The organism is Pseudomonas sp. BT76 TE3572, assembly GCF_050435365.1.
In the GTDB taxonomy this organism is placed as follows: Bacteria; Pseudomonadota; Gammaproteobacteria; order Pseudomonadales; family Pseudomonadaceae; genus Aquipseudomonas; species Aquipseudomonas fluorescens_W.
Map to the genome: position 1 here is coordinate 1841599 of NZ_JBNDKE010000001.1, position 24368 is coordinate 1865966.

Annotated in this window: 22 protein-coding genes; 14 read left to right on the forward strand and 8 right to left on the reverse strand. The window is 60.3% G+C overall.

Annotated features, from left to right (window positions below):
• The first annotated feature begins 57 nt into the window (after positions 1-57).
• The 6 genes from ABH912_RS08310 to lipA all read left to right on the forward strand — a co-directional run bounded on the left by ABH912_RS08310 (position 58) and on the right by lipA (position 8861).
• A complete protein-coding gene (locus tag ABH912_RS08310; RefSeq protein ID WP_429510341.1) occupies positions 58-972 on the forward strand; it encodes a LysR family transcriptional regulator in 915 nt (304 codons plus the stop codon).
• Positions 973-1028: 56 nt separating this feature from the next.
• Positions 1029-2537: a sigma-54-dependent transcriptional regulator gene (locus tag ABH912_RS08315; RefSeq protein WP_429510342.1), complete on the forward strand. Its 1509-nt coding sequence runs from the start codon at positions 1029-1031 to the stop codon at positions 2535-2537.
• A gap of 464 nt (positions 2538-3001) precedes the next feature.
• Positions 3002-3379: a glycine cleavage system protein GcvH gene (gene gcvH, locus ABH912_RS08320; RefSeq protein WP_429510343.1), complete on the forward strand. Its 378-nt coding sequence runs from the start codon at positions 3002-3004 to the stop codon at positions 3377-3379.
• A 10-nt stretch (positions 3380-3389) separates the two neighbouring features.
• Positions 3390-6245: an aminomethyl-transferring glycine dehydrogenase gene (gene gcvP / locus ABH912_RS08325; RefSeq protein ID WP_429510344.1), complete on the forward strand. Its 2856-nt coding sequence runs from the start codon at positions 3390-3392 to the stop codon at positions 6243-6245.
• 133 nt (positions 6246-6378) lie between these two features.
• Positions 6379-7635: a serine hydroxymethyltransferase gene (gene glyA / locus ABH912_RS08330; RefSeq protein WP_429510345.1), complete on the forward strand. Its 1257-nt coding sequence runs from the start codon at positions 6379-6381 to the stop codon at positions 7633-7635.
• Between the two features lie 209 nt (positions 7636-7844).
• The gene (gene lipA, locus ABH912_RS08335; protein WP_429510346.1) at positions 7845-8861 is read left to right on the forward strand and encodes a lipoyl synthase; all 1017 of its coding nucleotides are present in this window, start codon (positions 7845-7847) and stop codon (positions 8859-8861) included.
• Here lipA and ABH912_RS08340 read toward each other — a convergent pair.
• Positions 8836-9336 (reverse strand): winged helix-turn-helix transcriptional regulator, encoded by a 501-nt coding sequence (locus tag ABH912_RS08340; protein ID WP_429510347.1) that lies wholly within the window; start codon positions 9334-9336, stop codon positions 8836-8838. The genes lipA and ABH912_RS08340 overlap by 26 nt on opposite strands.
• Positions 9337-9436: 100 nt before the next feature.
• On the opposite strand from ABH912_RS08340, the gene ABH912_RS08345 reads away from it, so the two are divergent.
• Entirely contained in the window at positions 9437-10066 is a 630-nt protein-coding gene (locus ABH912_RS08345) for an isochorismatase family cysteine hydrolase (protein WP_429510348.1), read from the forward strand.
• Positions 10067-10070: 4 nt separating this feature from the next.
• Positions 10071-11636: an aldehyde dehydrogenase (NADP(+)) gene (locus tag ABH912_RS08350; RefSeq protein WP_429510349.1), complete on the forward strand. Its 1566-nt coding sequence runs from the start codon at positions 10071-10073 to the stop codon at positions 11634-11636.
• An 81-nt stretch (positions 11637-11717) separates the two neighbouring features.
• Here the strand turns inward: ABH912_RS08350 and ABH912_RS08355 are convergent, their stop codons facing one another.
• From ABH912_RS08355 to ABH912_RS08365, 3 genes are all read right to left on the reverse strand, one after another.
• Positions 11718-12098, reverse strand: coding sequence for a RidA family protein (locus tag ABH912_RS08355; protein ID WP_033058768.1), 381 nt, complete (start codon positions 12096-12098; stop codon positions 11718-11720).
• An 85-nt stretch (positions 12099-12183) separates the two neighbouring features.
• Positions 12184-12642, reverse strand: a complete 459-nt coding sequence (locus ABH912_RS08360) for a metallophosphoesterase family protein (protein WP_429510350.1) — start codon at positions 12640-12642, stop codon at positions 12184-12186.
• 33 nt (positions 12643-12675) lie between these two features.
• Positions 12676-13068, reverse strand: a complete 393-nt coding sequence (locus ABH912_RS08365; protein ID WP_429510351.1) for a GFA family protein — start codon at positions 13066-13068, stop codon at positions 12676-12678.
• A 111-nt stretch (positions 13069-13179) separates the two neighbouring features.
• Here ABH912_RS08365 and ABH912_RS08370 point away from each other — a divergent pair, with 111 nt between their 5' ends.
• The 5 genes from ABH912_RS08370 (at position 13180) to ABH912_RS08390 (ending at position 18070) form a co-directional block, all read left to right on the forward strand.
• Positions 13180-13581: a hypothetical protein gene (locus tag ABH912_RS08370; protein ID WP_129436701.1), complete on the forward strand. Its 402-nt coding sequence runs from the start codon at positions 13180-13182 to the stop codon at positions 13579-13581.
• Positions 13582-13821: 240 nt separating this feature from the next.
• Entirely contained in the window at positions 13822-14103 is a 282-nt protein-coding gene (locus ABH912_RS08375) for a DUF3303 domain-containing protein (protein WP_033058760.1), read from the forward strand.
• A gap of 289 nt (positions 14104-14392) precedes the next feature.
• Positions 14393-16009 (forward strand): arylsulfatase, encoded by a 1617-nt coding sequence (locus tag ABH912_RS08380; protein WP_429510352.1) that lies wholly within the window; start codon positions 14393-14395, stop codon positions 16007-16009.
• A 69-nt stretch (positions 16010-16078) separates the two neighbouring features.
• Positions 16079-17347, forward strand: a complete 1269-nt coding sequence (locus ABH912_RS08385) for an OmpP1/FadL family transporter (RefSeq protein ID WP_033058756.1) — start codon at positions 16079-16081, stop codon at positions 17345-17347.
• Between the two features lie 48 nt (positions 17348-17395).
• Positions 17396-18070 carry a DUF3313 domain-containing protein gene (locus ABH912_RS08390; RefSeq protein WP_033058754.1) on the forward strand — a complete coding sequence of 225 codons (675 nt, stop codon included), beginning with the start codon at positions 17396-17398 and terminating at the stop codon, positions 18068-18070.
• Between the two features lie 124 nt (positions 18071-18194).
• Here ABH912_RS08390 and ligD read toward each other — a convergent pair whose 3' ends face one another.
• From ligD to ABH912_RS08405, 3 genes are read right to left on the reverse strand one after another with little or no spacing between them, the layout of a single operon-like run.
• Positions 18195-20786 carry a DNA ligase D gene (gene ligD, locus ABH912_RS08395; protein ID WP_429510353.1) on the reverse strand — a complete coding sequence of 864 codons (2592 nt, stop codon included), beginning with the start codon at positions 20784-20786 and terminating at the stop codon, positions 18195-18197.
• Positions 20783-21775, reverse strand: coding sequence for a methyltransferase (locus ABH912_RS08400; protein WP_429510354.1), 993 nt, complete (start codon positions 21773-21775; stop codon positions 20783-20785). Before ABH912_RS08400 ends, ligD begins: the two co-directional genes overlap by 4 nt.
• A gap of 10 nt (positions 21776-21785) precedes the next feature.
• Positions 21786-23171 carry an iron-containing redox enzyme family protein gene (locus ABH912_RS08405; protein ID WP_429510355.1) on the reverse strand — a complete coding sequence of 462 codons (1386 nt, stop codon included), beginning with the start codon at positions 23169-23171 and terminating at the stop codon, positions 21786-21788.
• Between the two features lie 194 nt (positions 23172-23365).
• Between ABH912_RS08405 and ABH912_RS08410 the strand changes: the two genes are divergently transcribed.
• Positions 23366-23809 carry a cupin domain-containing protein gene (locus ABH912_RS08410; protein ID WP_429510356.1) on the forward strand — a complete coding sequence of 148 codons (444 nt, stop codon included), beginning with the start codon at positions 23366-23368 and terminating at the stop codon, positions 23807-23809.
• A 67-nt stretch (positions 23810-23876) separates the two neighbouring features.
• On the opposite strand, the gene ABH912_RS08415 is transcribed toward ABH912_RS08410, so the two are convergent.
• Complete coding sequence (locus ABH912_RS08415) at positions 23877-24320, reverse strand: hypothetical protein (protein WP_429510357.1); 444 nt, start codon at positions 24318-24320, stop codon at positions 23877-23879.
• Positions 24321-24368 lie beyond the last annotated feature (48 nt).

The window sequence follows — 24368 nt, forward strand, 5'->3', positions numbered from 1 at the left end:
TAAACATCAGATACTCATATCGGCATTGCCGATGCATCTACACGCGGGAGGTTCAAGGTGATCCAGCTGCACGATGTCGATCTGAAACTGCTCAGGGTGTTTGCCACGATTGTCAGGTGCGGCGGGTTCTCTGCCGCGCAGGCGGCGTTGAATGCCGGCCAGTCAACCATCAGCGAACAGATGACTCATCTGGAAACCCGGCTGGGGGTCAAACTCTGTCAACGCGGGCGCAGCGGCTTTCGCCTGACCGAGCAAGGTGTGGCGATCCACGAAGCCACTCAGCGTCTGCTCTCGGCGGTGGAAAACTTCTGCATGGACGCTGACGTGCTCAAGCAGCACATCAGCGGCAAACTCAATCTGGGGATCATCGACACCACCATTACCGATCCCGATTCTCCACTGCCGCGCACCACCCAGCGCTTCGTATCCAGAGGGCATGATGTGCACCTGAACGTGTACGTCGGCACCCCCGCAGAACTGGAAGAACGCGTGCTCGACGGCCGACTGCACCTGGCCATCGGGCACTTCCCGATCTACGTTCCGGGCCTGCTGCACTCGCCGCTGTATCAGGAAGCACTGGGCTTGTATTGCGGGCGGCGGCATCCGCTGTATGGGAGCAAGGCCGAGGGCGACGAACTGCTCGATGAGATTGCCGCAAGCCGGATTGTGGTCAGGGGCTACATGCAGCAATACGACCTGGAACACCTGGGCGTCAGCAAGGCTGCGGCCACGGTGGACAACATCGAAGCGCTGGCGATTCTGCTGATCTCCGGCGCCTATCTGGGCTTTCTGCCGATGCACTTCGCCGCCCAGTGGGTCAAGACCGGCGAGATGCATCAACTGGCACCCACCAGCTTGCAACTGATGTCGCCGTTCGACGTGATCACCCGACGCGGCACTGCCCCGCCGCCGATCCTTCAGGCGTTCCTTGAGGATCTGGCCGCCTGCTCACGCACCACCGGCACCACCTGACAGACACAGGTGGTGCCGGTCATACTCATTCTGTTCGCAACCCTTGCAGGTCACCTATGCGCATCCACGTCACCTTCATCGACCGCGTCGGCATCACCCAGGAAGTGCTGGCCCTGCTTGGCGGGCGCCGTTTCAACCTGGATGCCGTCGAGATGGTGCCGCCCAACGTTTACATCGATGCGCCCACCCTCGGCGCCGATGTGCTTGAGGAATTGCGCGAGGCTTTTCTCGGCGTCCAGGGCGTGCAAGCGGTGACGATGGTCGACATCCTCCCGGGGCAGCGCCGACGCTTGCAACTCGATGCCTTGCTGGCGGCCAGCACCGACCCGGTGTTGGCGGTGGATGAGCGCGGTCATGTGCTGCTGGCCAACCCGGCGCTGATCGCACTCTGCGGCCGTGAACCCGCCGGTGAGCCGTTGACGGCGCTCTTCGATGATCCCTCTTTGCAACAGACGTTGATCGAACACGGTTACCGCCTGCCCATGCACGAGGTCAGTCTCGGTGGCCAGACGCTGCTGCTGGACGCCATGCCGATCACCGATGCCGGCGCCCTGCTGACCCTGTATCACCCGAACCGCATCGGTGAACGGCTCTCGGCGCTGCACCATGACCATGCCGAAGGTTTCGATGCGCTGCTGGGTGAGTCTCCGGCGATTCGTACCCTCAAGGCCCGCGCCCAGCGTGTTGCAACGCTCGATGCACCGCTGCTGATTCAGGGTGAAACCGGCACCGGCAAAGAGTTGGTGGCGCGTGCCTGCCACGCGATCAGCGCACGGCATGACGCGCCCTTCCTGGCCCTGAATTGCGCGGCACTGCCGGAAAGCCTCGCCGAAAGCGAGCTGTTCGGCTACGCCGCGGGCGCCTTCACCGGCGCCCAGCGCGGCGGCAAACTCGGCCTGCTGGAGCTGGCCGACCAAGGCACGGTGTTCCTCGACGAGGTCGGTGAAATGTCGCCCTACTTGCAGGCCAAGTTGCTGCGCTTTCTAAGCGATGGCTGCTTCCGTCGGGTGGGTGGCGATCGTGAGGTCAGGGTCAACGTGCGCGTCCTCAGCGCCACGCACCGCGACCTGGAAAAAATGGTCAGCGAAGGCAGTTTTCGCGAGGACCTGTTTTACCGCCTCAATGTGCTCAATCTGCAAGTGCCACCGTTACGCGAACGCGGCCACGACATTCTGTTGATGGCCAACCATTTCATGCAGCAGGCGTGCGCGCAAATCCAGCGTCCGGTCTGCCGCCTGGCGCCCGGGACCTACCCGGCGCTGCTCGGTAACCGCTGGCCGGGCAATGTGCGGCAACTGCAAAACGTAATTTTTCGCGCCGCCGCTATTTGCGAAAATCCGCTGGTGGACATCGACGACCTCGACATCGCCAGAACGACGATGGAGCGGCAAAACGACGGTGAGGTTGGCAGCCTTGAGCAGGCCGTCGAAGGGTTTGAAAAGAACTTGCTGGAACAGCTTTACCAAAGCTATCCATCCAGCCGTTTACTGGCGGCGCGCCTGCAAACGTCCCATAGCGCAATTGCCATTCGGCTGCGCAAATACGGCATTCCCAATAAACCCTGAAGCCGACCCACCAAGTCGCGCCACAAACTTGTAGCAGCTGGCGAAGCCTGCGTTCGGCTGCGTAGCAGTCGTGAGATCAGCCAACGCGGTGTTTCAGTAATACCGTGAATGTAGGTTTTTGCGACTGCTGCGCAGCCGAACGCAGGCTTCGCCAGCTGCTACGAGTTTGTGGCGCGGCCCTGCTTGTATGCATATCGATACAACGTATCGAATTCAAGACAAAACCTTCCCGACGAGTCTGGCCCGGACTTCGCTCCCTCCTCTGCGCACGTCTGTATTGATTTCAATACGGATGCAACGCACCAATTTAGCCAAAACAAACTTAATCCATTGATTTAAAACAAATAATAAAGATTGGCACCCCCCTTGCTATCAACCCTCAAGCCACGCTCGCTGCCCGACACGAGCCTGTCCATCGTCATCCGCCACCAGCAGTGGATGAGTCTGAACAATGAGGAGTTGATATGAGCGAATTGCGTTTTACCGTCGATCACGAATGGCTGCGTCTTGAGAGCGATGGCCTGATCACCGTGGGTATCACCGCGTATGCCCAGCAAGCGTTGGGTGACGTGGTCTTTGTTCAGGTGCCTGAATTGCGCACCTTCGGCGCTGGCGATGAGGTGGCGGTGCTGGAATCGGTGAAAGCCGCCAGCAGCGTGTACATGCCGCTGGACGGCGAAGTGGTCGAGGTGAATTCGACGCTGGAAAGCTCTCCCGAATTGATCAATGAAGACGCATTGGGTGAGGGCTGGTTCTTCCGTATGCGCCCTAGCGACACGCGTGCAATGGACGCCCTGCTCGACCAGGCCGCTTACGAGCGCCTGACCAACGACGACGCTTGAGGACTTCTGCATGACTAACTTCCTCGACACCCGTAATGAATTCATCGCCCGCCACATCGGCCCGCGTGCCGGCGACGAACAAGCCATGCTCAACAGCCTGGGTTTCGACTCGCTGGAAGCCCTGAGCGCCAGCGTCATCCCGGACAGCATCAAGGGCACCAGCGTCCTCGGCCTGGAAGACGGCCTGAGCGAAGCCGATGCCCTGGCCTTGATCAAGTCCATCGCCGGCAAAAACCAGCTGTTCAAGACCTTCATCGGCCAGGGCTACTACGGCACGCACACGCCGTCGCCGATCCTGCGCAACCTGCTGGAAAACCCGGCCTGGTACACCGCCTACACCCCGTACCAGCCGGAAATTTCTCAGGGCCGTCTCGAAGCGCTGCTGAATTTCCAGACCCTGATCAGCGACCTCACCGGCCTGCCGATCGCCAACGCCTCGCTGCTCGACGAAGCCACCGCCGCTGCCGAAGCCATGACCTTCTGCAAACGCCTGAGCAAGAACAAGGGCAGCCACGCCTTCTTCGCGTCCGTGCATTGCCACCCGCAAACCCTCGACGTGCTGCGCACCCGCGCCGAGCCGTTGGGCATCGACGTGGTGGTCGGCGACGAGCAAACACTGACGGACGTGACGCCATTCTTCGGCGCCCTGCTGCAATACCCGGCGAGCAACGGCGATCTATTCGACTACCGCGAACTGACCGAACGCTTCCACGCCGCCAACGCCTTGGTGGCCGTGGCCGCCGACCTGCTGGCCCTGACCGTGCTGACCCCGCCGGGCGAATTCGGCGCCGACGTGGCCATCGGCAGCGCGCAACGCTTCGGCGTGCCGCTGGGCTTCGGTGGTCCGCACGCGGCGTATTTCTCCACCAAGGATGCGTTCAAGCGCGACATGCCGGGCCGTCTGGTCGGCGTCTCCGTGGACCGTTTCGGCAAGCCGGCGCTGCGCCTGGCGATGCAGACCCGCGAGCAACACATCCGCCGCGAGAAGGCCACCAGCAACATCTGCACCGCGCAAGTCTTGCTGGCCAACATCGCCAGCATGTACGCCGTGTACCACGGCCCGAAAGGCCTGACGCAGATCGCCAATCGCGTGCATCACCTGACCGCGATTTTGGCTAAAGGCCTGAACACACTGGGCCTGAATGTCGAGCAAGCAAACTTCTTCGACACCCTGACGCTGAACACCGGCACGCAAACTGCCGCGTTGCACGACAAGGCTCACGCACAAAACATCAACCTGCGCGTGGTCGATGCCGAACGTCTGGGCCTGTCCCTCGACGAAACCACCTCGCAGGCCGACGTGGAAACCCTGTGGGCCCTGCTGGCCGACGGCCAACCCCTGCCGGACTTCGCCGCCCTCGCCGCCTCCGTGGCCAGCACCATCCCGGCCGCACTGCTGCGCCAGTCGCCGATCCTCAGCCACCCGGTGTTCAACCGCTATCACTCGGAAACCGAGCTGATGCGCTACCTGCGCAAACTGGCGGACAAGGACCTGGCGCTGGACCGCACCATGATCCCGCTGGGTTCGTGCACCATGAAACTCAACGCCGCCAGCGAAATGATCCCGGTGACCTGGGCCGAATTCGGCGCCCTGCACCCGTTCGCCCCGGCCGCGCAAAGCGCCGGTTACCAGCAACTGACCGACGAACTGGAAGCGATGCTCTGCGCCGCCACCGGTTACGACGCGATCTCGCTGCAACCGAACGCCGGTTCGCAGGGTGAATATGCCGGCCTGCTGGCGATCCGCGCCTATCACCAGAGCCGTGGCGAAGACCGTCGCGACATCTGCCTGATCCCCTCGTCGGCCCACGGCACCAACCCGGCCACCGCCCACATGGCCGGTATGCGCGTGGTCGTCACCGCCTGCGACGCGCGCGGCAACGTCGACATCGAAGACTTGCGCGCCAAGGCCATCGAGCACCGCGAGCACCTCGCCGCGCTGATGATCAGCTACCCGTCGACCCACGGCGTGTTCGAAGAAGGCATCCGCGAAATCTGCGGCATCATTCATGACCACGGCGGCCAGGTGTACATCGACGGCGCCAACATGAACGCGATGGTCGGCCTCTGTGCGCCGGGCAAGTTCGGCGGCGACGTGTCGCACCTGAACCTGCACAAAACCTTCTGCATCCCGCACGGCGGTGGCGGCCCGGGCGTCGGCCCGATTGGCGTGAAATCGCACCTGACCCCGTTCCTGCCGGGTCACGCCCAGATGGAACGCAAAGAAGGCGCGGTTTGCGCGGCACCGTTCGGCAGCGCGAGCATTCTGCCGATCACCTGGATGTACATTCGGATGATGGGTGGCGCCGGGCTGAAGCGTGCTTCGCAACTGGCGATCCTCAATGCCAACTACATTTCCCGGCGCCTCGAAGAGCACTACCCAGTGCTCTACACCGGCGGCAACGGCCTGGTGGCGCACGAATGCATCCTCGATTTGCGTCCATTGAAAGACAGCAGCGGCATCAGCGTCGATGACGTCGCCAAGCGCCTGATCGACTTCGGTTTCCACGCCCCGACCATGTCGTTCCCGGTCGCCGGCACGCTGATGATCGAACCGACCGAAAGCGAATCCAAGGAAGAACTGGACCGCTTCTGCGACGCCATGATCCGCATCCGCGAAGAAATCCGCGCGGTGGAAAACGGCACCCTGGACAAGGACGACAACCCGCTGAAAAACGCCCCGCACACCGCGGCGGAAATCGTCGGCGAGTGGACGCATCCGTATAGCCGTGAGCAAGCGGTGTATCCACTCGAAACCTTGATCGATGCCAAATACTGGCCGCCCGTCGGTCGCGTCGACAACGTGTTTGGCGACCGCAACCTGATCTGTGCCTGCCCGTCGATTGCGGACTACCAAGACGCCTAAGCACTAACACATCCCCCTGTAGGAGCGAGGCTTGCCCGCGAAGAGGCCCTCGGGACTGCTAAAAAGCTTCGCGGGCAAGCCTCGCTCCTACAGGTACGCATTTACCCATTCAAGAACAACAGAGGATTGCACCATGTTCAGCAAGCACGACCAGATCAAAGGCTACGACGACGAACTGCTGGCAGCGATGAACGCCGAAGACGCACGGCAAGAACACCACATCGAGCTGATTGCTTCGGAAAACTACACCAGTCAACGGGTGATGGAAGCGCAAGGCAGCGGCCTGACCAACAAGTACGCCGAAGGCTATCCGGGCAAGCGCTATTACGGCGGCTGCGAACACGTCGATGTGGTCGAACAATTGGCCATCGACCGCGCCAAACAGCTGTTCGGCGCCGATTACGCCAATGTCCAGCCGCACTCCGGCAGCCAAGCGAACGCAGCGGTCTATCTGGCGTTGCTGCAAGCCGGCGACACCGTGCTGGGCATGAGCCTGGCCCACGGCGGTCACCTGACCCACGGCGCCAAAGTCAGTTTTTCCGGCAAGTTGTACAACGCCGTCCAGTACGGCATCGACACCGCGACCGGGCTGATCGATTACGACGAAGTCGAACGCCTGGCCGTCGAACACCAGCCGAAAATGATCATCGCCGGCTTCTCCGCTTACTCGAAGACCCTGGACTTCCCACGTTTCCGTCAGATCGCTGACAAGGTCGGCGCTTATTTGTTTGTCGATATGGCCCACGTTGCCGGGCTGGTAGCGACCGGTTTGTACCCGAACCCGATTCCCTTTGCCGATGTCGTCACCACCACAACCCACAAAACCCTGCGCGGTCCGCGTGGCGGCCTGATCCTCGCGAAGGCCAATCCGGAACTGGAGAAAAAACTCAACGCCGCAGTGTTCCCCGGCGGTCAGGGTGGCCCGTTGATGCACGTGATCGCGGCCAAGGCTGTGTGCTTCAAAGAAGCGCTGGAGCCCGCCTTCAAGACCTATCAGGCGCAAGTGATCCGCAACGCCCAGGCGATGGCAAACGTTTTTATTGATCGAGGCTACGACGTGGTGTCGGGCGGTACCGACAACCACCTGTTCCTGGTCAGCCTGATTCGTCAGGGCCTGACCGGCAAAGACGCCGACGCCGCCCTCGGTCGTGCCGGTATCACCGTGAACAAGAACGCCGTACCGAACGACCCGCAATCGCCGTTCGTAACCTCTGGCCTGCGCATCGGCACGCCGGCGATCACCAGCCGTGGTTTCAAGGAAGCCCAGAGCATCGAGCTGGCGGGCTGGATCTGCGACATTCTCGATCACCTCGGCGATGCCGATGTCGAGGCCCACGTCGCCCGGCAAGCCGCTGCAATGTGCAGCGATTTTCCGGTCTACCGCGACTGATCCGCAGCGGGAGGGTCTGGCTCACAACGTAATGTGTAGCAGCTGGCGAAGCCTGCGTTCGGCTGCGCAGCAGTCGTAAAACCTGAGTGCGAGGTTTTTCTGAAACACCGCATCGTCTGATTTCACGACTGCTTCGCAGCCGAACGCAGGCTTCGCCAGCTGCTACAAAGTACCGGCCGCCCTCCCGCTCGCGCAAAAGGAAAAAGTACATGAGTGTAATTGTGGAATCGACCGGCAAAAGTCCGGTAAAAATGCAAGTCGGGGTCAAACTGCGCGGTGCAGAAAAGGTCGCGCGAATTCCGGTGAAGATCATCCCGACCGATGAGTTCCCACGAAAACCGGACTGGATTCGCGTACGCATTCCGATCTCCCCCGAGGTCGACCGGATCAAACAGCTGCTGCGCAAACACAAGCTGCACAGCGTCTGTGAGGAAGCCTCCTGCCCGAACCTCGGCGAGTGTTTTTCCGGTGGCACGGCGACCTTCATGATCATGGGTGACATCTGCACCCGCCGTTGCCCGTTCTGCGATGTCGGCCACGGTCGGCCGAAACCGCTGGACGCCGACGAACCGATGAACCTCGCTGTGGCCATCGCCGACCTGCGCCTGAAGTACGTGGTGATCACCTCGGTGGACCGCGACGACTTGCGCGACGGCGGCGCCCAGCATTTCGTCGATTGCCTGCGCGAAATCCGCAAGTTGTCGCCGGGCGTGCAACTGGAAACCCTGGTGCCGGATTACCGTGGCCGGATGGACGTTGCCCTGGCGATCACCGCCACTGAGCCACCCGATGTGTTCAACCATAATCTGGAGACCGTCCCGCGCCTGTACAAAGCTGCGCGACCGGGTTCGGATTTCGAGTGGTCGCTGGATCTGCTGCAGAAGTTCAAACGATTGGTCCCGGCTGTACCGACCAAATCCGGCCTGATGCTGGGCCTTGGCGAGACCGACGAGGAAGTCATCGAAGTCATGCAGCGCATGCGTGAGCACGATGTCGACATGCTCACCCTCGGCCAGTACCTGCAACCGTCTCGCAGCCACTTGCCGGTCCAGCGTTTCGTCCACCCGGACGTGTTCGCCTGGTTCGCCGAACAAGGTACGCGGATGGGTTTCAAGAACGTCGCGTCCGGCCCTCTGGTGCGCTCGTCCTACCATGCGGACCAACAAGTTCAGGGAGCAACGAACACGGTGGATTCCGTCCTTACAGCTGGATTCGCCCCCCTTTAAATGCCTCACGCCGTGCGTTGCGTTCTTCGAGGTAGGCGGCGCTCGGCTCGCTGATCAGCTCTTCACGGCGCAAGAGTTCGCCGCAATGTTCGCAAAGCGGCCCTAATCCGGCGGGCTGGCCACAGGTTTTGTGGGTGTAAACGACTGCCAACCCCTCCTCCGGCGACTTGCACCAGGTTTCTCCCCAGGCCCGCAGCGCAAGCACCACAGAATAAAAAGCCTGCCCTTTCGGGGTGAGGTGATATTCGTAGCGTGGCGGCCGCTCGTTGTAAGGACGGCGTGCGACGAGTCCGTCAGCCTCCATGTTTTTCAGGCGCGTCGCGATCATTTGCGGGGTTCCTCCGGTCTGCGCCTGGATCTCGTCGAATCGATGGCTCCCCATGAACAACTCACGCAGGACCAGTACGGTCCAGCGGTCCCCCACTATTGCCTCGGCCCGTGAAATTGGGCACAGCGTTTGAGTGTTTACCGACATAAGGACTTGCCTCTTCTACAGTTGCTATGATTATCATATCAACAGCGTAACAAGACAAGCCCACGGCACGAGTCATCCAAAATCCCTGGAGAAAATCGCCATGTCCAAAGCCATTTATCCCCTCAACAGAACCGCGTATCTGCTGGTCGATCCTTACAATGATTTCCTGTCGGAAGGCGGAAAGGTCTACCCCTTGATCGAGCCGATTGCCGAGCAAGTCGGCCTGCTCGACAACCTGCGCACCCTCGACCGTACCGTCCGTGCACTCGATATTCCGGTGGTCATCGTTCCGCACCGCCGTTGGGAGCAAGGCGACTATGACGGCTGGGATCATCCAAGCCCCACCCAATGCAAGGTCATGCACATGCATCACTTCGCACGCGGGGAATGGGGCGGCGAATGGCACCCCGATTTCGCGCCAAAGGACGGCGACATCGTCGTCCAGGAACATTGGGGCTCCAGCGGCTTTGCCAATACCGACCTTGATTTTCGCCTCAAGCAGAAAGGCATCACACACGTGATCATCGTTGGCCTGCTGGCCAATACCTGCATCGAGGCAACAGCGCGCTACGCCGTGGAACTCGGTTACCACGTCACACTGGTGCGTGATGCGACCGCTGCCTTCAAACCGGAAATGATGCATGCCGCGCATGAACTCAACGGTCCCACGTTCGCCCACGCCATTGTGGCGACGGACGAGCTGATCGCGTCCCTGGCACAGCAGGGGTAAAACTATGAAATTGACTGGAAACCTCATCATTGGTGCAAACGAAGTCCCGGCCACTGAAGGGACGATGAAGGCGCTCAACCCCGCAATTAACCAGTTGATCGAACCGGATTTCGCATTCGGTGGCGTGGCGCAAGTCGACCAGGCGGCGACGCTCGCCGACGAAGCATTCGACCGTTACAGCCATACCTCACTCGCCCGGCGCGCGGCGTTCCTGGAATGCATTGCCGACAATCTCGACGCTGTCCGCCATGAGCTTGCCGCACGGGCCGCGCTCGAAACGGGTTTGCCTGAGGCTCAGCTTGAGGGCGAAGCGGCAAAAGCCGCCACCCAGTTTCGCCAATTCGCGGATGTCGTACGCAAAGGGCGCTTCCTCCAGTTGGCCATCGATCCGGCACAGCCTCATCGTCAGCCTCGCCCACGCATGGATCATCGACTTCAGAAAATGGCGATCGGCCCGGTGGCTGTTTTCGGCGCGAGCAACTTTCCCATTTCGTATTCGGTCGCCGGTGGCGATACCGCTTCAGCATTGGCGGCCGGCGCGACCGTTATTGTGAAGGCGCATAACGCTCACCCAGGCGCATCGGAAATCCAGGCGCGCGCCATCCGCAAGGCGGTGCAAGAGAACGGACTGCCCGAGGGTGTTTTCTCGATGGTGCGTGGCAGTGGCAACTCGATCGGCGAAGCCTTGGTCGATCATCCGTTGATCAAGGCCGTGACGTTCACCGGCTCGGAGGGTGGCGGCATGGCGCTGTACCGGCGTGCGCAGCAACGCCCCGATCCCATTCCCGTGTTCACCGAGATGACCAGCGTCAACCCCACGTTCATTCTGCCCCATGCGCTGGCGGCGCGTGGAGCGCAAATCGGTGATGGTTTTATCGAGCGCATGCTGGTCAATGTGGGGCAAGCCTGTCTCAGACCCGCCCTCCTCTTCGCCATCAAAGGGGCTGGTTTTGAAGCCATGCGCGCCGCCATGGTCGAGCGCGTCACCGAAGCATCGGCGCGTACCATGCTGACGCCGGGTATTCATGCGTCCTACTTGAGCGGCCTCGCCGCAATGGAGAGCGTTGGTGCAAGTCGCGTCGCCGAAGGCTCGCTATCCAACGCTGATTTTGATGGTCAGTCGATGTTGCATGAGGTCGACGGCCAACATTTCCTGACCGAGACGGCACTTGCGAAAGAAGTATTCGGTCCTTCAGCACTGCTGGTGAACGTCAAGGATGAGGATGAACTGCTCGCCGTCGCACGCTCGCTCAAGGGCCAGCTCAGCGCTGCCATGCAGCTTGATGAGCGCGATATGCCACTGGCTCATCGTTTGTTGCCGGTCCTGGAGCGGCGCACCGGGCGAATCGTTGTCAACGCCTTCGCGCATCCTCAGGAGGTGTCTTTCGCCACCATCCACGGCGGACCGTTTCCGGCAACCTCGGACAGCCGCTTCACCTCGGTTGGCATGACGTCGATTGAACGCTTTTTGCGCCCGGTGTCTTACCAGGGTTTTCCTGATGCGCTATTGCCTGAGTCATTGCGCGAGGTTAATCCCTTGGGGCTGCCTCGCCTGGTAGACGGCCAATAAAAGCCATCCTTGACGCCGTCGTTGCCAACCCGCCCGGTGGCGCCCGCTCGTTGAGCGACGCCGCCGGTCAAGCCCACGGACTCAGCCCTTGGCCGCCATCGCGGTGACTTCCACGCGCATGCCTTCAACCGCCAGGGAGGCCACACCAACGGCGGCCCGAACCGGCCAGGGCTTGGCGAAGAAGCGCTGGTAGACCTCGTTGAAGGCGGCGCGGTCAGCCATGTCGGTGAGGTAGATGGTCAGGTGCAGAACCCGGTCCATGGAACTGCCGGCGTGCTCCAACGCTACCTTCAGTGCCTGCAGGGTGCATTCGCTTTGCAGGGTGATGTCGCCCAGTTCCAGGCTGCCGTCGGCGCGGGTGGGGATCTGAGTGGAGACCAACAGGCCGCCAAAACCGGCGACATCCGAGGAGATAGATTCCGGATCGGGGTCGGGGAGAAAGGTGATGTCGTGGTTTGCCATGGGGATCTCTTGTTTGAGGGGGTAAAGGGGCTGCCGAGTATATAGCGGCTGGAAAACTCAGAAAAAACTAAAACCCTGGGAAAGGTCATTCCACTAGCGAGATCAGACGCGGCTCAATTGAGGTCTCAAGCACCTCGAGCAGAGCCAGCGTCACCGGCAGCTTGAAGCGTCGGCGTCCCGCGCTGCCGGGATTGAGGTAGAGCCGTTCGCCGCGCCATTCTATGCGGGGCTTGTGCGAGTGGCCGGTGATCACCAGCTTAATGCCTGGATCAAGCACGGCTGGGACATCGGCACTGTCATGTACCAGCAAGACCTGCCATCCGTTCAGGTCGAAACAGAGGCAGTCGGCGATATTTTCTGCCCAAGGGGCGTCCAGATCATTGTTCCCGCGGACCACATGCAGCGGGGCTATTGATGCCAGTTGATCGAGGATTTCGGGCTTGCCGATGTCCCCCGCGTGAATAATCCGTTCACACCCCTGCAGTGCAGCAAGGGCTTCGGCGCGGAGCAAACCATGGGTATCGGAAATCACGCCCACTTTCATGCAGCGCTCCAGATCAGGTTCAACAATTGGCACCTACTCCTCAAAGCGACCCGTGGCGTCACGGTCGCGCTCGTATCGTCTCGTGAGAGGAAACGGCGGCAACCAGGCCTCGCGACGCACGATCCAGCTTTCGTAGGTCGGCATCAGTTGGTCAGGGGCATCCAGGGACCCCAGGTTCACTTCGATTTCGTCGTCGGTGCGCGAAAAAACGGACGAGCCGCAGCGGGGACAGAAAAACCGCCCGGCGTAGTCGCGTGTTTCGCCTTCGATCGTCACCGCACTCTGAGGGAATATCGCCGAAGCATGAAAAAGCGCCCCATGATGCTTGCGGCAGTCGAGGCAGTGACAAAGGCCGACCCGATACGGAAGTCCCGACGCCTCAATTCGGACGTTGCCGCACAAGCAACCACCCGCGAATCGCTCCATGCTGCGTCTCCTCTAAAAGACTCTCAAGCCTAGCCCCGGCGTGACCCGTTCGCCAGAAGGGCAAGAAACCCTATGGGCAAACCTGATTGGAGCACTCTATGATTGAACCCCATGACCACCACGCCTCCGATCCGCCAACCCTGCCCGCCCGGCGCCTGCGACTGCGGGCGTGACCCGTTGCTGGAAACACCGGGTGCGGACGTGCGCATCCTGTTTCTGACCCGCTCAGAGGAAAAGCGCCTGGTCGAACGCCTGGAAAACCTCCAGAGCCTGAGTGACCTCGAGCGTCTGCAACAGCGGATGTACGAGCAGTTGGGCATCCGCGTGGACATCGTCCCCAGTTTCAACGAAGTACGTACCATGCGCGGTATCGGGATTAACCTCGGCGAACAACCGGGGCTATGCCGCAAAACCCGTCAATCGATCCCGGCCGCGATTCGCCGCGCACTGGAGAAGCGCCCGGAGATTGCCTACGAACTGCTCAATGCCAACGACCTGTTGCGCGACGCGTGAAATCAGCCTGATGAACCTTGTCTTGCTGGTGAAACACACGTCATCCACGACCCTAAATAAAAGCAACGAAACAGGATCAGCGGTCATACGCAGAGTCTGGCCCACTGCTATGCCTTCTCATGGGAGCAATGGTTTCAAGCCAGTCAGGGATGAAGCTGGACACTCAAGCGTGATCGTGGTCCCGGCACCAGCCAGGTGCGCGAAGAGCAACAGGTGCCAATCCGTAGCAGGAGGTGGCCAATGTTATTCATAGTCAGTTGGTCTATCAGTTCGGCAAATCGTAACAGCGCAATCGAGCGTTTCCTCAAGACCGGGGGGGCTCCACCCGCTGGCGTCAAAATGCTGGGACGCTGGCACGCCGTCGGTGGTGCATCCGGTTTTGGCGTGGCAGAGGCCAGTGATCCGGTAGCCATTCAGAAGTGGGTGCTGGAATGGAGCGACCTCATGACCATGGAGGTCCAGGCGGCACTGACCGATGAACAGATAGCGCCGCTGCTGGCGGCCGCTGTCGGCAAGCAATAGTCGTTGGGGCGGCGAGCCGGGCTCGCCGCCTCATGCCCTCCCCCCGATTCGAGCTACACATTCCCTATGATCGATCCAGGCGCGGATCGAGGACTTCGTCTTCTTGAGATGTCAGTAATCATCCGAAACCACGACAAGCTGTAAAGCCCGTGAAACAAGGCCTTCGGCCGAAAAATCAATGACTGGAAATTTCACAATTCTTGCCTACGCTCTTCGCGGGGGATCCAAAATTTCCTGGGCGGTCGGGGGCTCGTCTCAGAGTACCAACGCAAGTGCGAAGGAGCTCGATATGAACCGGACAAAGCTATCCTCGGTGCTCGCCGTCCCCTTGTTTCTATCTGCAATGGTTCTCCCCGGAATCACTCAAGCTGCCGACAAAACAGTCCCCAACATTGTTGTCATCATGGGTGACGATATTGGCTGGTCCAACATCGGTGTCTACAACCAGGGCATGATGGCCGGTCGAACCCCCAACCTCGACCAGCTCGCGGCTGAAGGCATGCGTTTCACCGACTACTACGCCGAGGCCAGTTGCACTGCCGGGCGGGCCAACTTCATTACCGGTGAACTGCCGATCCGTACCGGGATGACCACTGTCGGGCAGGCCGGCTCCCCCGTTGGTATTCCCGCCGAAGCGGTCACCATCGCCACCACCCTCAAGTCCATGGGCTACGCCACCGGCCAGTTCGGCAAGAACCACCTGGGCGACTTGAACGAATTCCTGCCGACCGTGCATGGTTTCGACGAGTTCTTTGGCTATCTCTATCACCTCGATGCCATGGAAGACCCGGCGCACCCCAACTATCCACAAGATCTTCTGCCCACCGTCGGCCCGCGGAACATGGTTCACAGCTGGGCCACGACGACTGACGATACGACCGTGATGCCGCGCTGGGGCAAGGTCGGCAAACAGAAAATCGAAGACGCCGGCACGCTGTATCCCGAACGGATGAAAACCATCGACGAAGAGATTCGTGACAAGGCATTCGCCTTTGTGGACAAGGCCAAGCAGGACAGTAAGCCATTCTTCCTCTGGCTCAACCCGACCCGCATGCACATCGTCACGCACCTCTCCGACAAATATGAGGCCATGCGCAATGCGCAAAATGGCTGGTCAGAACAGGAAGCAGGCATGGCACAGCTCGACGATATTGTCGGCGACCTGATGGCCAAGCTGAAAAAAGACGGCATGGATGACAACACCATCGTGATTTTCACCACCGACAACGGCGCGGAAAACTTCACCTGGCCGGATGGCGGCACCACCCCGTTCGCCATGGGCAAGGGCACAGTGATGGAAGGTGGTTTCCGCGTACCGGCGATCATTCGCTGGCCGGGAAAAGTACCGGTCAATACGGTGGCAATCGGCATCATGTCCGGTATGGACTGGTTCCCGACCCTGGTCGCGGCAGCCGGCAATCCGAACATCACTGCCGAACTGCTCAAGGGCAAACAATTGGGCGATACCACGTACAAGGTGCATCTGGACGGCTACGACCAGACGCCGATGATCACCGGCAAAGGTCCGTCGAACCGGCATGAAATCTTCTACTTTGGCGAGAGTTCGCTCGGTGCGGTACGGATCGATGACTACAAATACCGTTTCATTGAACAACCAGGTGGCTGGATGGGCGCCAAATTGGCGGTCGATGTACCGATCCTGACCAACCTGCGCCTCGACCCCTTCGAGCGTATGGGCTGGCCGGAAAACCAGGCCGCGCAGGGATCCCAACAGTACTTTGACTGGTTCAAATTCCAGTTCTGGCGCTTCGTGTTCGTTCAGCAACAGGTCGCCAAACTGGCCGAAACCGCGATTGAGTTCCCGCCGATGCAAAAAGGCGCGAGCTTCAACCTCGATTCCGTCAAAGCCAAGATCGCAGCCGCTCGGGCGGAAATGGCCAAGTAAACGGTCGAGTCAACGGGTGGCCAACGCCGGCCACCCGCGTTCGGGAAGGACATTTGCTGAGGTAACCCAATGCAGATAAAAACATCCACCCTGCCCGCCTTCACCTTGCTTGCGTTGTGCTGTCAGCAAGCGTATGCCGGCGGTCTCATGCTCTACGAAATCGGCACTGATAACGCCGGCCTGGCCAACGCCGGTGCCGCCGCCCGGGCTCAGGGCCCTTCGACCATCGCCAGTAACCCGGCGGGCATGAGTTATCTGCCCGGCACACAGATCACCGGTGGTTTACAGATTCTCTACGGCGACCTGACCTTCGATCGCGACTCAAACACCAATGGCACCGGTACTGGCAGTGGCAACGCCCTCGACCCGATTCCCGGTGGCAGCTTCTTCGTCAGCCATCAATTCGACGACCACTGGAGCATTGGCTTCGGCCAGTACGCTGACTTCGGGTTGGCAGAGAATTACGACAACGACTGGTCCGGGCGCTACTTCGCACAAAACGCCAGCCTCGGCGGTTTATCTTTTGTACCCAGCGTGGCTTATCGCTTTAACGAGCAATGGTCGGTGGGCGTTGGCGTGAAAGCCATGTACGGCATGTTGCAATCCGACACCGCGATTGACCGCTCGCCGTTCGGCTTCACCGAGCGCAGCGACGGCCAATTCAAATACAAGGACAACGATTGGGGTTTCGGCGCGAATGTGGGTGTGATCTATGCCCCGCAACCCGGCACCCGCATCGGCCTTGCCTACACCAGCAAGGTCGATCTGGAGTTCGAGGACGGGCTGGACGTCAAGGGCGACGGCCCCGCTCTGGATCGCCTGGATGGCCTGAACACCCAACTCGACATGACCGTGCCGCAAACTGCAACGCTGAGTCTGTTCCAGCAACTCGACCCGCAATGGGCCCTGCTGGCCTCGGTCAACTGGCAGGACTGGTCAGAGTTTGGCGATATCGCGGTGCAAGTTGACACCACCGCGTTTGGCGCTCAATCGAGGACGGTCGACGCCCATTTCAAAGACACCTGGCAACTGGCGCTCGGCGCGCAATATCAGGCCACGCCGCAACTGCTGTGGAACGTTGGTGTGGCGTATGACAGCAGCGCCGTTTCGGACGGAAACCGAACTTTTACCGTGCCCATGGGCGAATCCTGGCGCATTGCGGCCGGAGCCACCTATGCTCTGAACAAGGTCACGGACATTAATGTCAGTTGGGCCATGGTCTGGCTAGGCGATATGCCGGTGGACCAGACCAAATCCACGTCGGGTATTCGCACCTCCGGCGAGTTCGACAATGCCTGGATTCAGGCCTTGACCGGCAACATGACCTGGCGCTTCTGATGCCCTTTACTGAAATAAAACGATTTCATCCATGGAGCACACACCACTATGAACCTGTCCCGAAAACTGTTTATTGGCGCTGCGCTGGCCAGCCTGCTGCTCAGCGGTTGCACCTCGAAAGTCACCGAGCGTGAGCAGTATTCCGGCTTCCTGTCCAACTACAACAACCTGCAAGAAGTGACCACCCCCAGCGGCGGAACAGCGATGCGCTGGGTGAGCCCGTCATGGAACCCGAATGCGTATGACACGGTGGCTTTCAACAAACTGGAGCTCTACCCGGCGCCCAAGCCCAATGAGCGGGTGAACCAGCAGACGCTCAGCGACATTCAGAACTACATGACCAGCAAAGCCAAAAGTACGCTGGGGCAGAAATACCGCGTGGTCACCAACGCAAGCTCGGCCCCCAAAGGCTCAAAACTCCTGATCATGCGCGCGGCCATCACCGGGGTGAGTGCCGAAAACGCAGGCATGAAGTGGTATGAAGTGGTTCCGGTCGCCGCCGTGGTCGGGGCGACACAGGCAGCGACCGGTCACCGGGACCAGGACACTACCCTGTTCATCGAAGCCGAGTTCATCGACGCGAAAACCAATCAGACGGTGGCCAAAGTGGTGCGCAAGGTGTTCGGCACCCAGCTTTCGAACGAGAGCCAGAAGGTTACCGCCAAAGATTTCAAAGCGGCGATCGATAAACTGACCACTGATATGCAGGCGTTCATCAAGTAATACCCCCTCCCTGTAGGAGCTGCCGCAGGCTGCGATCTTTTGATCTTGATGTTGTCGGTGTAACAACCGTCGCAAAGATCGCAGGCTTCGCCAGCTCCTACACCGAGCGTGTTCACCCCAACCGCTATTTTTTCATCCCAACCCGCCGCCGCATCTCGGCGGTAATCGACTGGCGGGTTTTCTTCAGGTCCGCCCAAGGCTTGTCACCGACCTCAGCCAGGCGTTCATGCACAGTGCGCACGTTCCACTGGTTGCCCCCCTTGAGCTCGCCCACTTCTTCGCGAAAGATCGGCACCGACACCGGCAGCCCTTCACGGGTGCGCACGGCGTAGGCGCAGATGGTCGTGGCGCCAAGGCCGTTGCGCAGGTAATCGATGAAGATCCGTCCGACCCGGTTCTTCGGTCCCGATACAGCGGAAAAACGCTCGGGCAGCAACTTGGCCATGTGGCTGACGATCGCGTGGCTGAAGTCTTTCACCTCATCCCAACCCAGCTTGCGGGTCAGTGGCACTACCAGGTGAATCCCCTTGCCGCCGCTGGTCTTGAGAAACGCCTTGAGCCCCAGTTCATCGAGTACCGAGAGGGTCAGCTGGGTGGCTTCGACCATGCTTTTCCAGGGCAGCGCCGGGTCCGGGTCGAGGTCGAGGACAAAGCGGTCGGGTTTGTCGAGGTTGTCCGAGGTAGCGTTCCAGGTGTGCAACTCGACGGTGCTCATCTGCACGGCACCGACCAGGGCCTCAGCGTTGTTGATGATCATCACCGGTTGGCCGGTGAGTGCCTTGTCCAGGGAGGTGATCCCCGGAATGGCCAGGCGCTCGGCGTTCTTCTGGAAAAACAGTTCGCCGGCAATGCCGTCCGGCGCGCGCACCAGCGCCACGGGTCGGTCCTTGAGCTCGGGCAAAATCCATTCGGCGACGCTGGCGTAATACTCCGCCAGTTGCACTTTGGTGGTGCCGCTGCTGGCGTCGATGACCCGGTCCGGGTGAGTGATGCGGACCTTGCCCTCGCCCAGGCCGAATTGTGAGGGTGCGGGCGCGGCTTTCTTTTTGGCCGGGGTGGAAGGTTTTTCGGCAGTGGTTTTTTTCGCGGCTGAAGTCTTCACGGCTTTCGGACGCTCCTCGGTAATGTCGTCGGCAGGTTTGTCGTCACGCAGGCCATGGAACACTGCATGACGGACTGAACCTTCTTTGGTCATTTCGGCAAAAGCGACCTCAGCCAGCAGCGTGGGCTTGAGCCAGTGCACACCCTTGGCGTCAAAACCGCTCGGCGGGTTGACCACCGAAATCTTTTTGCTTTGCAGCGGTTTCAGTTGCTCGTAAATGCGCTTGAGCGTCGTCTCGTTGAACCCGGTGCCGACCTTGCCCGCGTAACGCAACTCACCGCTGTCGCGGTCGTGTAATCCCAGCAGCAGCGCACCGAAAGCATTGCGCGAGCCTTTCGGGTCGGTGAAACCGACGACCACAAATTCCTGCCGATGCTTGCACTTGAGCTTGATCCAGTCGCTGCTGCGCCGCGACACGTAAGGCGAACCCAGACGCTTGCCGATCAGCCCTTCCATCTGCATTTGGCAGGCGCTGTTGAGCAGCGCTTCCGGTTCTTCACTAAAGGCATCGGAGAAGCGCAGCAGTGGGTCTTTGTTGGGGTTGAGCACGGTCGACAGCGCAACCCTTCGCTCCTCGACCGGCACCTCGCGCAGGTCCACGCCGTTGAGGTAAGGCATGTCGAACAGGTAGTAAAGGATGTTGCCGCTGCGGCCCGAGTCGAAGGCGTTTTGCAAGGCCTGGAAGTCCGGCACACCCTGCTCGTCGGCAACCACCATTTCCCCGTCGAGCCAGGCCGATTCGAGACCCAGTGCCGCTAACGCCTCGGCTTGTCTGGGCAGTTTGTGGGTCCAGTCGTGGCCGTTGCGGGTGAACAGTTTGACTTCGTCGTGGTCGATGCGCGCCATGATCCGATAGCCATCGAACTTGATCTCATAGCTCCACTCGCCGCCTGGGGCCTTTTCGACCAGCGTCGCCAGTTCCGGTTTGAGCAGCTCCGGCAATTTGGCTTTGCGGGCGCCCGTCAATGACGCCGACTTTTCCTTGCGCGTCGGGGCGGCGGCTTTTTTGAGGGGTTTGGGCTTGGCAGCGGTCTTCGGCTTTTTGGCCACGATGGTCCGGTCACTGAGCACGCTGTCGGGCTCGGCGGCGACCACGTCATAATCGCTTTCGGGTTTGGCCGCGCTGTCCTGATGCTTGATCAGAAACCATTGCTCCTGCTTGCCCGGCATGTGCGTGCGCACCAGATTCCACAGGCCGCCGAGCTTCTCGCCCTTCAGCTCGAATTTGAGCTTGCCCTTGGCGTAGGCCTCGGCCGGATCGTCCTGAGGAATCCACACCCCCCGGTCCCAGACAATCACCTCGCCGGCACCGTAATGCCCTTCGGGAATGCTGCCCTCGAAGGTGGCGTAATCAATCGGATGGTCTTCGACGTGCACCGCCAGGCGCTTGACCTTGGGGTCCAGCGACGGGCCTTTGGGCACCGCCCAGCTTTTCAGTGCGCCATCGAGCTCCAGGCGAAAGTCGTAATGCAGACGTGAAGCGTCGTGCTTCTGGATGCAGAACTGCAAGGCATGGTCTTTCGCTTTTTTTTTGCCCGAACGTTTACCGGCGGCCGGTTCAGAGGTCGCCGAGAAATCGCGCATGCGATTGTAATCGTCCAGGCTCCTGGTCATGGCGCACCGGTTGATGTAACGGTGCCCCCGATGCCTGGGCCGATACGCGTGACAGTCAGGGCGACGACGGCAATGCGCTCCACCCGCTGATAGCCAGGGGTCAACAGTTCTTCACCAAACACATCGGGGTCGAGTTCGCGGTAAGTCCAGCCTAACATCGGCGATTCCAGATACGGAGTCACCGCATCCAGGAACGGGTCGAGACCATCGATCATCGCCACGCCGGTATACAGCACCAGGGAGCCACCGGGGGCCAATCGATGCAGGGCTTGCTCGACAATGCGCAACGACAATTGCGCGCCCAGCGCCCCACCGCCATGCCGGTAAGCACGCTCGGCCGGGTCGGCCATGTAGGGCGGATTGGCGACGATCAAGTCGAAGTGGCCGTCGACGTCTTGCAGCACATCGCTGGCCTCGATGCTGACGTTGGCCACCTCGGCGAGCGCGACGTTGACCGCCGTCATGCGTAACGCTAAAGGGTTGATGTCGACGGCCAGCACTTCGGCCTCACGGCGTGCGCGGGCAATCACAATCGCTCCAACGCCAGCGCCGCAACCAATGTCCACGGCGCGCCTGATCGGCGCGAAGCTCTGTTGCAGATGCGCGTGAATCAGTTGTGCAAAACGATACGTGTCGGGACCGAAGAACACCGCGTCAGCGGCATCAGTGGGGTAACCCGAATGCACGAACAACAGGTCATCGAGGCTTGACCAGCGCACATGACTTTTCAGTCGACCATTGCATTCCTCGAGGACGCCGGCCTGTTGCAACTGCCGCTGCTCCTCCACCGACAACAGACCGGGCTCAAACGGCCGCGACCAGCCAAATACTTCGCGCAAGGTCCGAGCGTTTTGCCCGAAGACGCGATCATTGACCCGCTGATGGGTCAGCGGCGAGGGTGTGATGAAACGGTAACCGTCGGCCTGCAAGCGGCGCCCCAGTTGCAACAAGGCCAGATCGGCGGCGCTGAGTTGTTCTTCCTGATTCATGACGGACTCCCTATCGAAAACCGGATTTGAGTTCGATGAACCGTCGCGTGGCCATCAGGCCTGCGGGGTGGGCGTGCCGATGGGCGGACAACCACGGAATCAAGACCTGCATTTGCTCGTCGGCGGCAAGCCCTTTAAGTGTAGCGTGCAGACTATGGATATCCGGGTCATTGACGGGCATGGGTGGTTCGGAGGCGGCACTGCTACCGCGTCGAACCGCTGCCGGCGCTCGCTCAGCTCGCCAGTCCCCGGCTATCCAGTCGTGCAGCAGTTGTTTTTCATAGGGGCTGAACACCCCGAACATGGCCGCGCCGTCACCCTCGACCAATTGCCAGAAACGGCTGGCTTGCGGGTCCTGGTGACGCTTGATCCAGCCCTTGTTTTCCATGGCGGTGAGGAAGCCAGGCAACTGCTCCGGCGACGACAGCCATTGATTGACGGTCTTGCCTTCAAACCGGCAATAGTCGGAATGCATGTGCTGACCAAACGGGCGCTTGCGTTCAAGCATGTTCAGCAACTCGCCGTACAGGTCGAACGACTCGATGATCGCACGACTGCCCTGCCCCAGATCGTTGAGCCGATAACCCAACGCCACCCTGCGCAGAAAGTCTTCGCGGTCGCCTTCCACCGGCAACAATTGCAGCACCGCTTGCACAGCCTTTTGCGCGTGGCCGGTGCTGGCATTATCGATGGTCACGTGCAGGGTGAAGTAATACGGATCGATGCCCAGCTCGGCGAGTTCGTAGGCGCTGATCAGCAGATGCAGCGGCAGTTGTTCATAACCGAGGTTGTAGCCGATCACTTCCGGCAAAAAATCGTCGCTGCAATAACCCAGTGCCAATTGCACCGCGCCTTGTAAATAACGCTCATCCGGGATGAGCGTGTTGTCCAGCAAGCCATGTTCGGCCAGCAGCTTGCGGTAAATCACCACATGATTTTGCGCCGGGTTGCCGTCGCCCAGCTCTTCCAGATAGGTGCAAATCAGGCCTTCGAAACGCGGGTCATGCCAGTGCCGCAGCAGACCATACAGCCACGCGCCGTCCACCAGTTTGGTCGGGGCAACGGCTTGCAGGAAATACAACGCGTGCGCCTTGTTGGTGAAGAACTGCCGCGGCCCGCCGTCCTTGCGCTGTTGCAGGTAATCGGCGTATTGGCGAGCCACATCGGCACAGTGCTGTTCGACAAAGGTTTGCAGTGCCGACAGGTCTCGCGGCATGTCCTCGGGCAGGTCCGTTGCCTGCGCAAGTTGAGCCTCGAGAAAGGTTTTACCGAGCGCGCGCTGGTGTTCGATATCGTCGCTCAGCAATAACTGTTCGTAGATCGTTTTCAGGCTGCCGGCGGTCAGGATCGTGCGTTCGTGAGCGGGCTGGGCTTCAAGTCGTGTCAGGGCAGTCATGGGGTCGTCTCTCGGTCTGAGGCCAGTGGCAGGACGCTGAATCAGCACGTCTCTACATCAGCAGAGCGACACCCCCGGAAGAAAATTCCATCGGCGTTAAAATCGCCCGGACAGACGGGCAAGTGGCGCGGCACCCGGCGCCAGACCAAGTGAATATACTCAGCGAGTGTGGACTCACCCTTCGGAGAGCAATCATGCGAACGGTTCATGTCATCGAGCCCGAAAAAAAACCCGACCCGGTCAATGTCGTGGGTGAGGCCATCACCATTCTCGCGGGCGGCGATCTGAGCAAGCCTTTTGAAATGCATATCCAGGAAGGCGTCCAAGGCGGCGGGCCGCCCCCGCACTTTCACCCTTGGGACGAAGCGTTCTACGTGATTGACGGGCAAGTGGAAGTGACGGTTGCGGGCAAGGCCACCACCGTTTTCCCCGGGGGTTATGTGCATATCCCCGGTGGGACTATTCATGCTTACAAGAACATCAGCCCGACGGCGAAGATGATCGGCGTGGTGTCTGATCCGCGTGGTGGTCAATTCTTTGCCGCGGTGGATCAGCTCAAAGTGCCGCAGGATTTGCCGCGGATACTGGCAATCGCCGAGAGCTTCGGCGTTACGTTTCTGGTGCCGAAAAAAGCCTGAAACCCGGCAGAGGCCAGCACCCTCGTTTCCAGACTCGGCGTAGAAACGAGGGCAAGATCGACTGTTTTCAGCTCAGATTCCCGCAGAAAGCATTCTGATTTCCATCAGCCGGATTTTCACGCACAACCAACGCATAGCCGCCCGTTCGAAGCGTATCGACGGCTACAGGTGCGCTTTTATAGAAATACTGGAGCGATGACGGCGAATAGAACCTCGCATTAGGGCCGTCGTTAAGGTCAAAGGCTGGTTTCGAACCCAGGCTCGCACAACTTCCCGGATAGATGTAGGCCTCCAAACGGCCTGGTAATGCGCTGCCCATGGTCTTGCCCTTGACGGCAAACCAGAACATGGTCCCACTGCCATTGGGCATCATGGTCGTCTGGGCGATACTCCCGGCATTTGTGGAAGTAGCGTTCAAGGGAACGTTGATGACTTGAGGGTCAGGTACTGAGGAGCACCCAAGGATCCACCCGACCGCAACCACTAACGTCAGCGAAGATACGATTTTCATCGTGAAACTCCCGCTTAGAAAGGACGCGTTGAAGTAATCCCCCGAGAA

Bases quoted from the DNA above. Each gene is read 5' to 3' on its own strand.
- ABH912_RS08400 (WP_429510354.1), bottom strand. From the start codon at position 21,775: ATGAATCAGGAAGAACAACTCAGCGCCGCCGATCTGGCCTTGTTGCAA.
- ABH912_RS08375 (WP_033058760.1), top strand. From the start codon at position 13,822: ATGTTATTCATAGTCAGTTGGTCTATCAGTTCGGCAAATCGTAACAGC.
- ABH912_RS08370 (WP_129436701.1), top strand. From the start codon at position 13,180: ATGACCACCACGCCTCCGATCCGCCAACCCTGCCCGCCCGGCGCCTGC.
- glyA (WP_429510345.1), top strand. From the start codon at position 6,379: ATGTTCAGCAAGCACGACCAGATCAAAGGCTACGACGACGAACTGCTG.
- gcvP (WP_429510344.1), top strand. From the start codon at position 3,390: ATGACTAACTTCCTCGACACCCGTAATGAATTCATCGCCCGCCACATC.
- ABH912_RS08385 (WP_033058756.1), top strand. From the start codon at position 16,079: ATGCAGATAAAAACATCCACCCTGCCCGCCTTCACCTTGCTTGCGTTG.
- ABH912_RS08345 (WP_429510348.1), top strand. From the start codon at position 9,437: ATGTCCAAAGCCATTTATCCCCTCAACAGAACCGCGTATCTGCTGGTC.
- ABH912_RS08405 (WP_429510355.1), bottom strand. From the start codon at position 23,171: ATGACTGCCCTGACACGACTTGAAGCCCAGCCCGCTCACGAACGCACG.
- ABH912_RS08365 (WP_429510351.1), bottom strand. From the start codon at position 13,068: ATGGAGCGATTCGCGGGTGGTTGCTTGTGCGGCAACGTCCGAATTGAG.
- ABH912_RS08315 (WP_429510342.1), top strand. From the start codon at position 1,029: ATGCGCATCCACGTCACCTTCATCGACCGCGTCGGCATCACCCAGGAA.
- ABH912_RS08380 (WP_429510352.1), top strand. From the start codon at position 14,393: ATGAACCGGACAAAGCTATCCTCGGTGCTCGCCGTCCCCTTGTTTCTA.
- ABH912_RS08360 (WP_429510350.1), bottom strand. From the start codon at position 12,642: ATGAAAGTGGGCGTGATTTCCGATACCCATGGTTTGCTCCGCGCCGAA.
- ABH912_RS08390 (WP_033058754.1), top strand. From the start codon at position 17,396: ATGAACCTGTCCCGAAAACTGTTTATTGGCGCTGCGCTGGCCAGCCTG.
- lipA (WP_429510346.1), top strand. From the start codon at position 7,845: ATGAGTGTAATTGTGGAATCGACCGGCAAAAGTCCGGTAAAAATGCAA.
- ABH912_RS08415 (WP_429510357.1), bottom strand. From the start codon at position 24,320: ATGAAAATCGTATCTTCGCTGACGTTAGTGGTTGCGGTCGGGTGGATC.
- ABH912_RS08350 (WP_429510349.1), top strand. From the start codon at position 10,071: ATGAAATTGACTGGAAACCTCATCATTGGTGCAAACGAAGTCCCGGCC.
- ABH912_RS08410 (WP_429510356.1), top strand. From the start codon at position 23,366: ATGCGAACGGTTCATGTCATCGAGCCCGAAAAAAAACCCGACCCGGTC.
- gcvH (WP_429510343.1), top strand. From the start codon at position 3,002: ATGAGCGAATTGCGTTTTACCGTCGATCACGAATGGCTGCGTCTTGAG.
- ABH912_RS08355 (WP_033058768.1), bottom strand. From the start codon at position 12,098: ATGGCAAACCACGACATCACCTTTCTCCCCGACCCCGATCCGGAATCT.
- ABH912_RS08340 (WP_429510347.1), bottom strand. From the start codon at position 9,336: ATGTCGGTAAACACTCAAACGCTGTGCCCAATTTCACGGGCCGAGGCA.
- ligD (WP_429510353.1), bottom strand. From the start codon at position 20,786: ATGACCAGGAGCCTGGACGATTACAATCGCATGCGCGATTTCTCGGCG.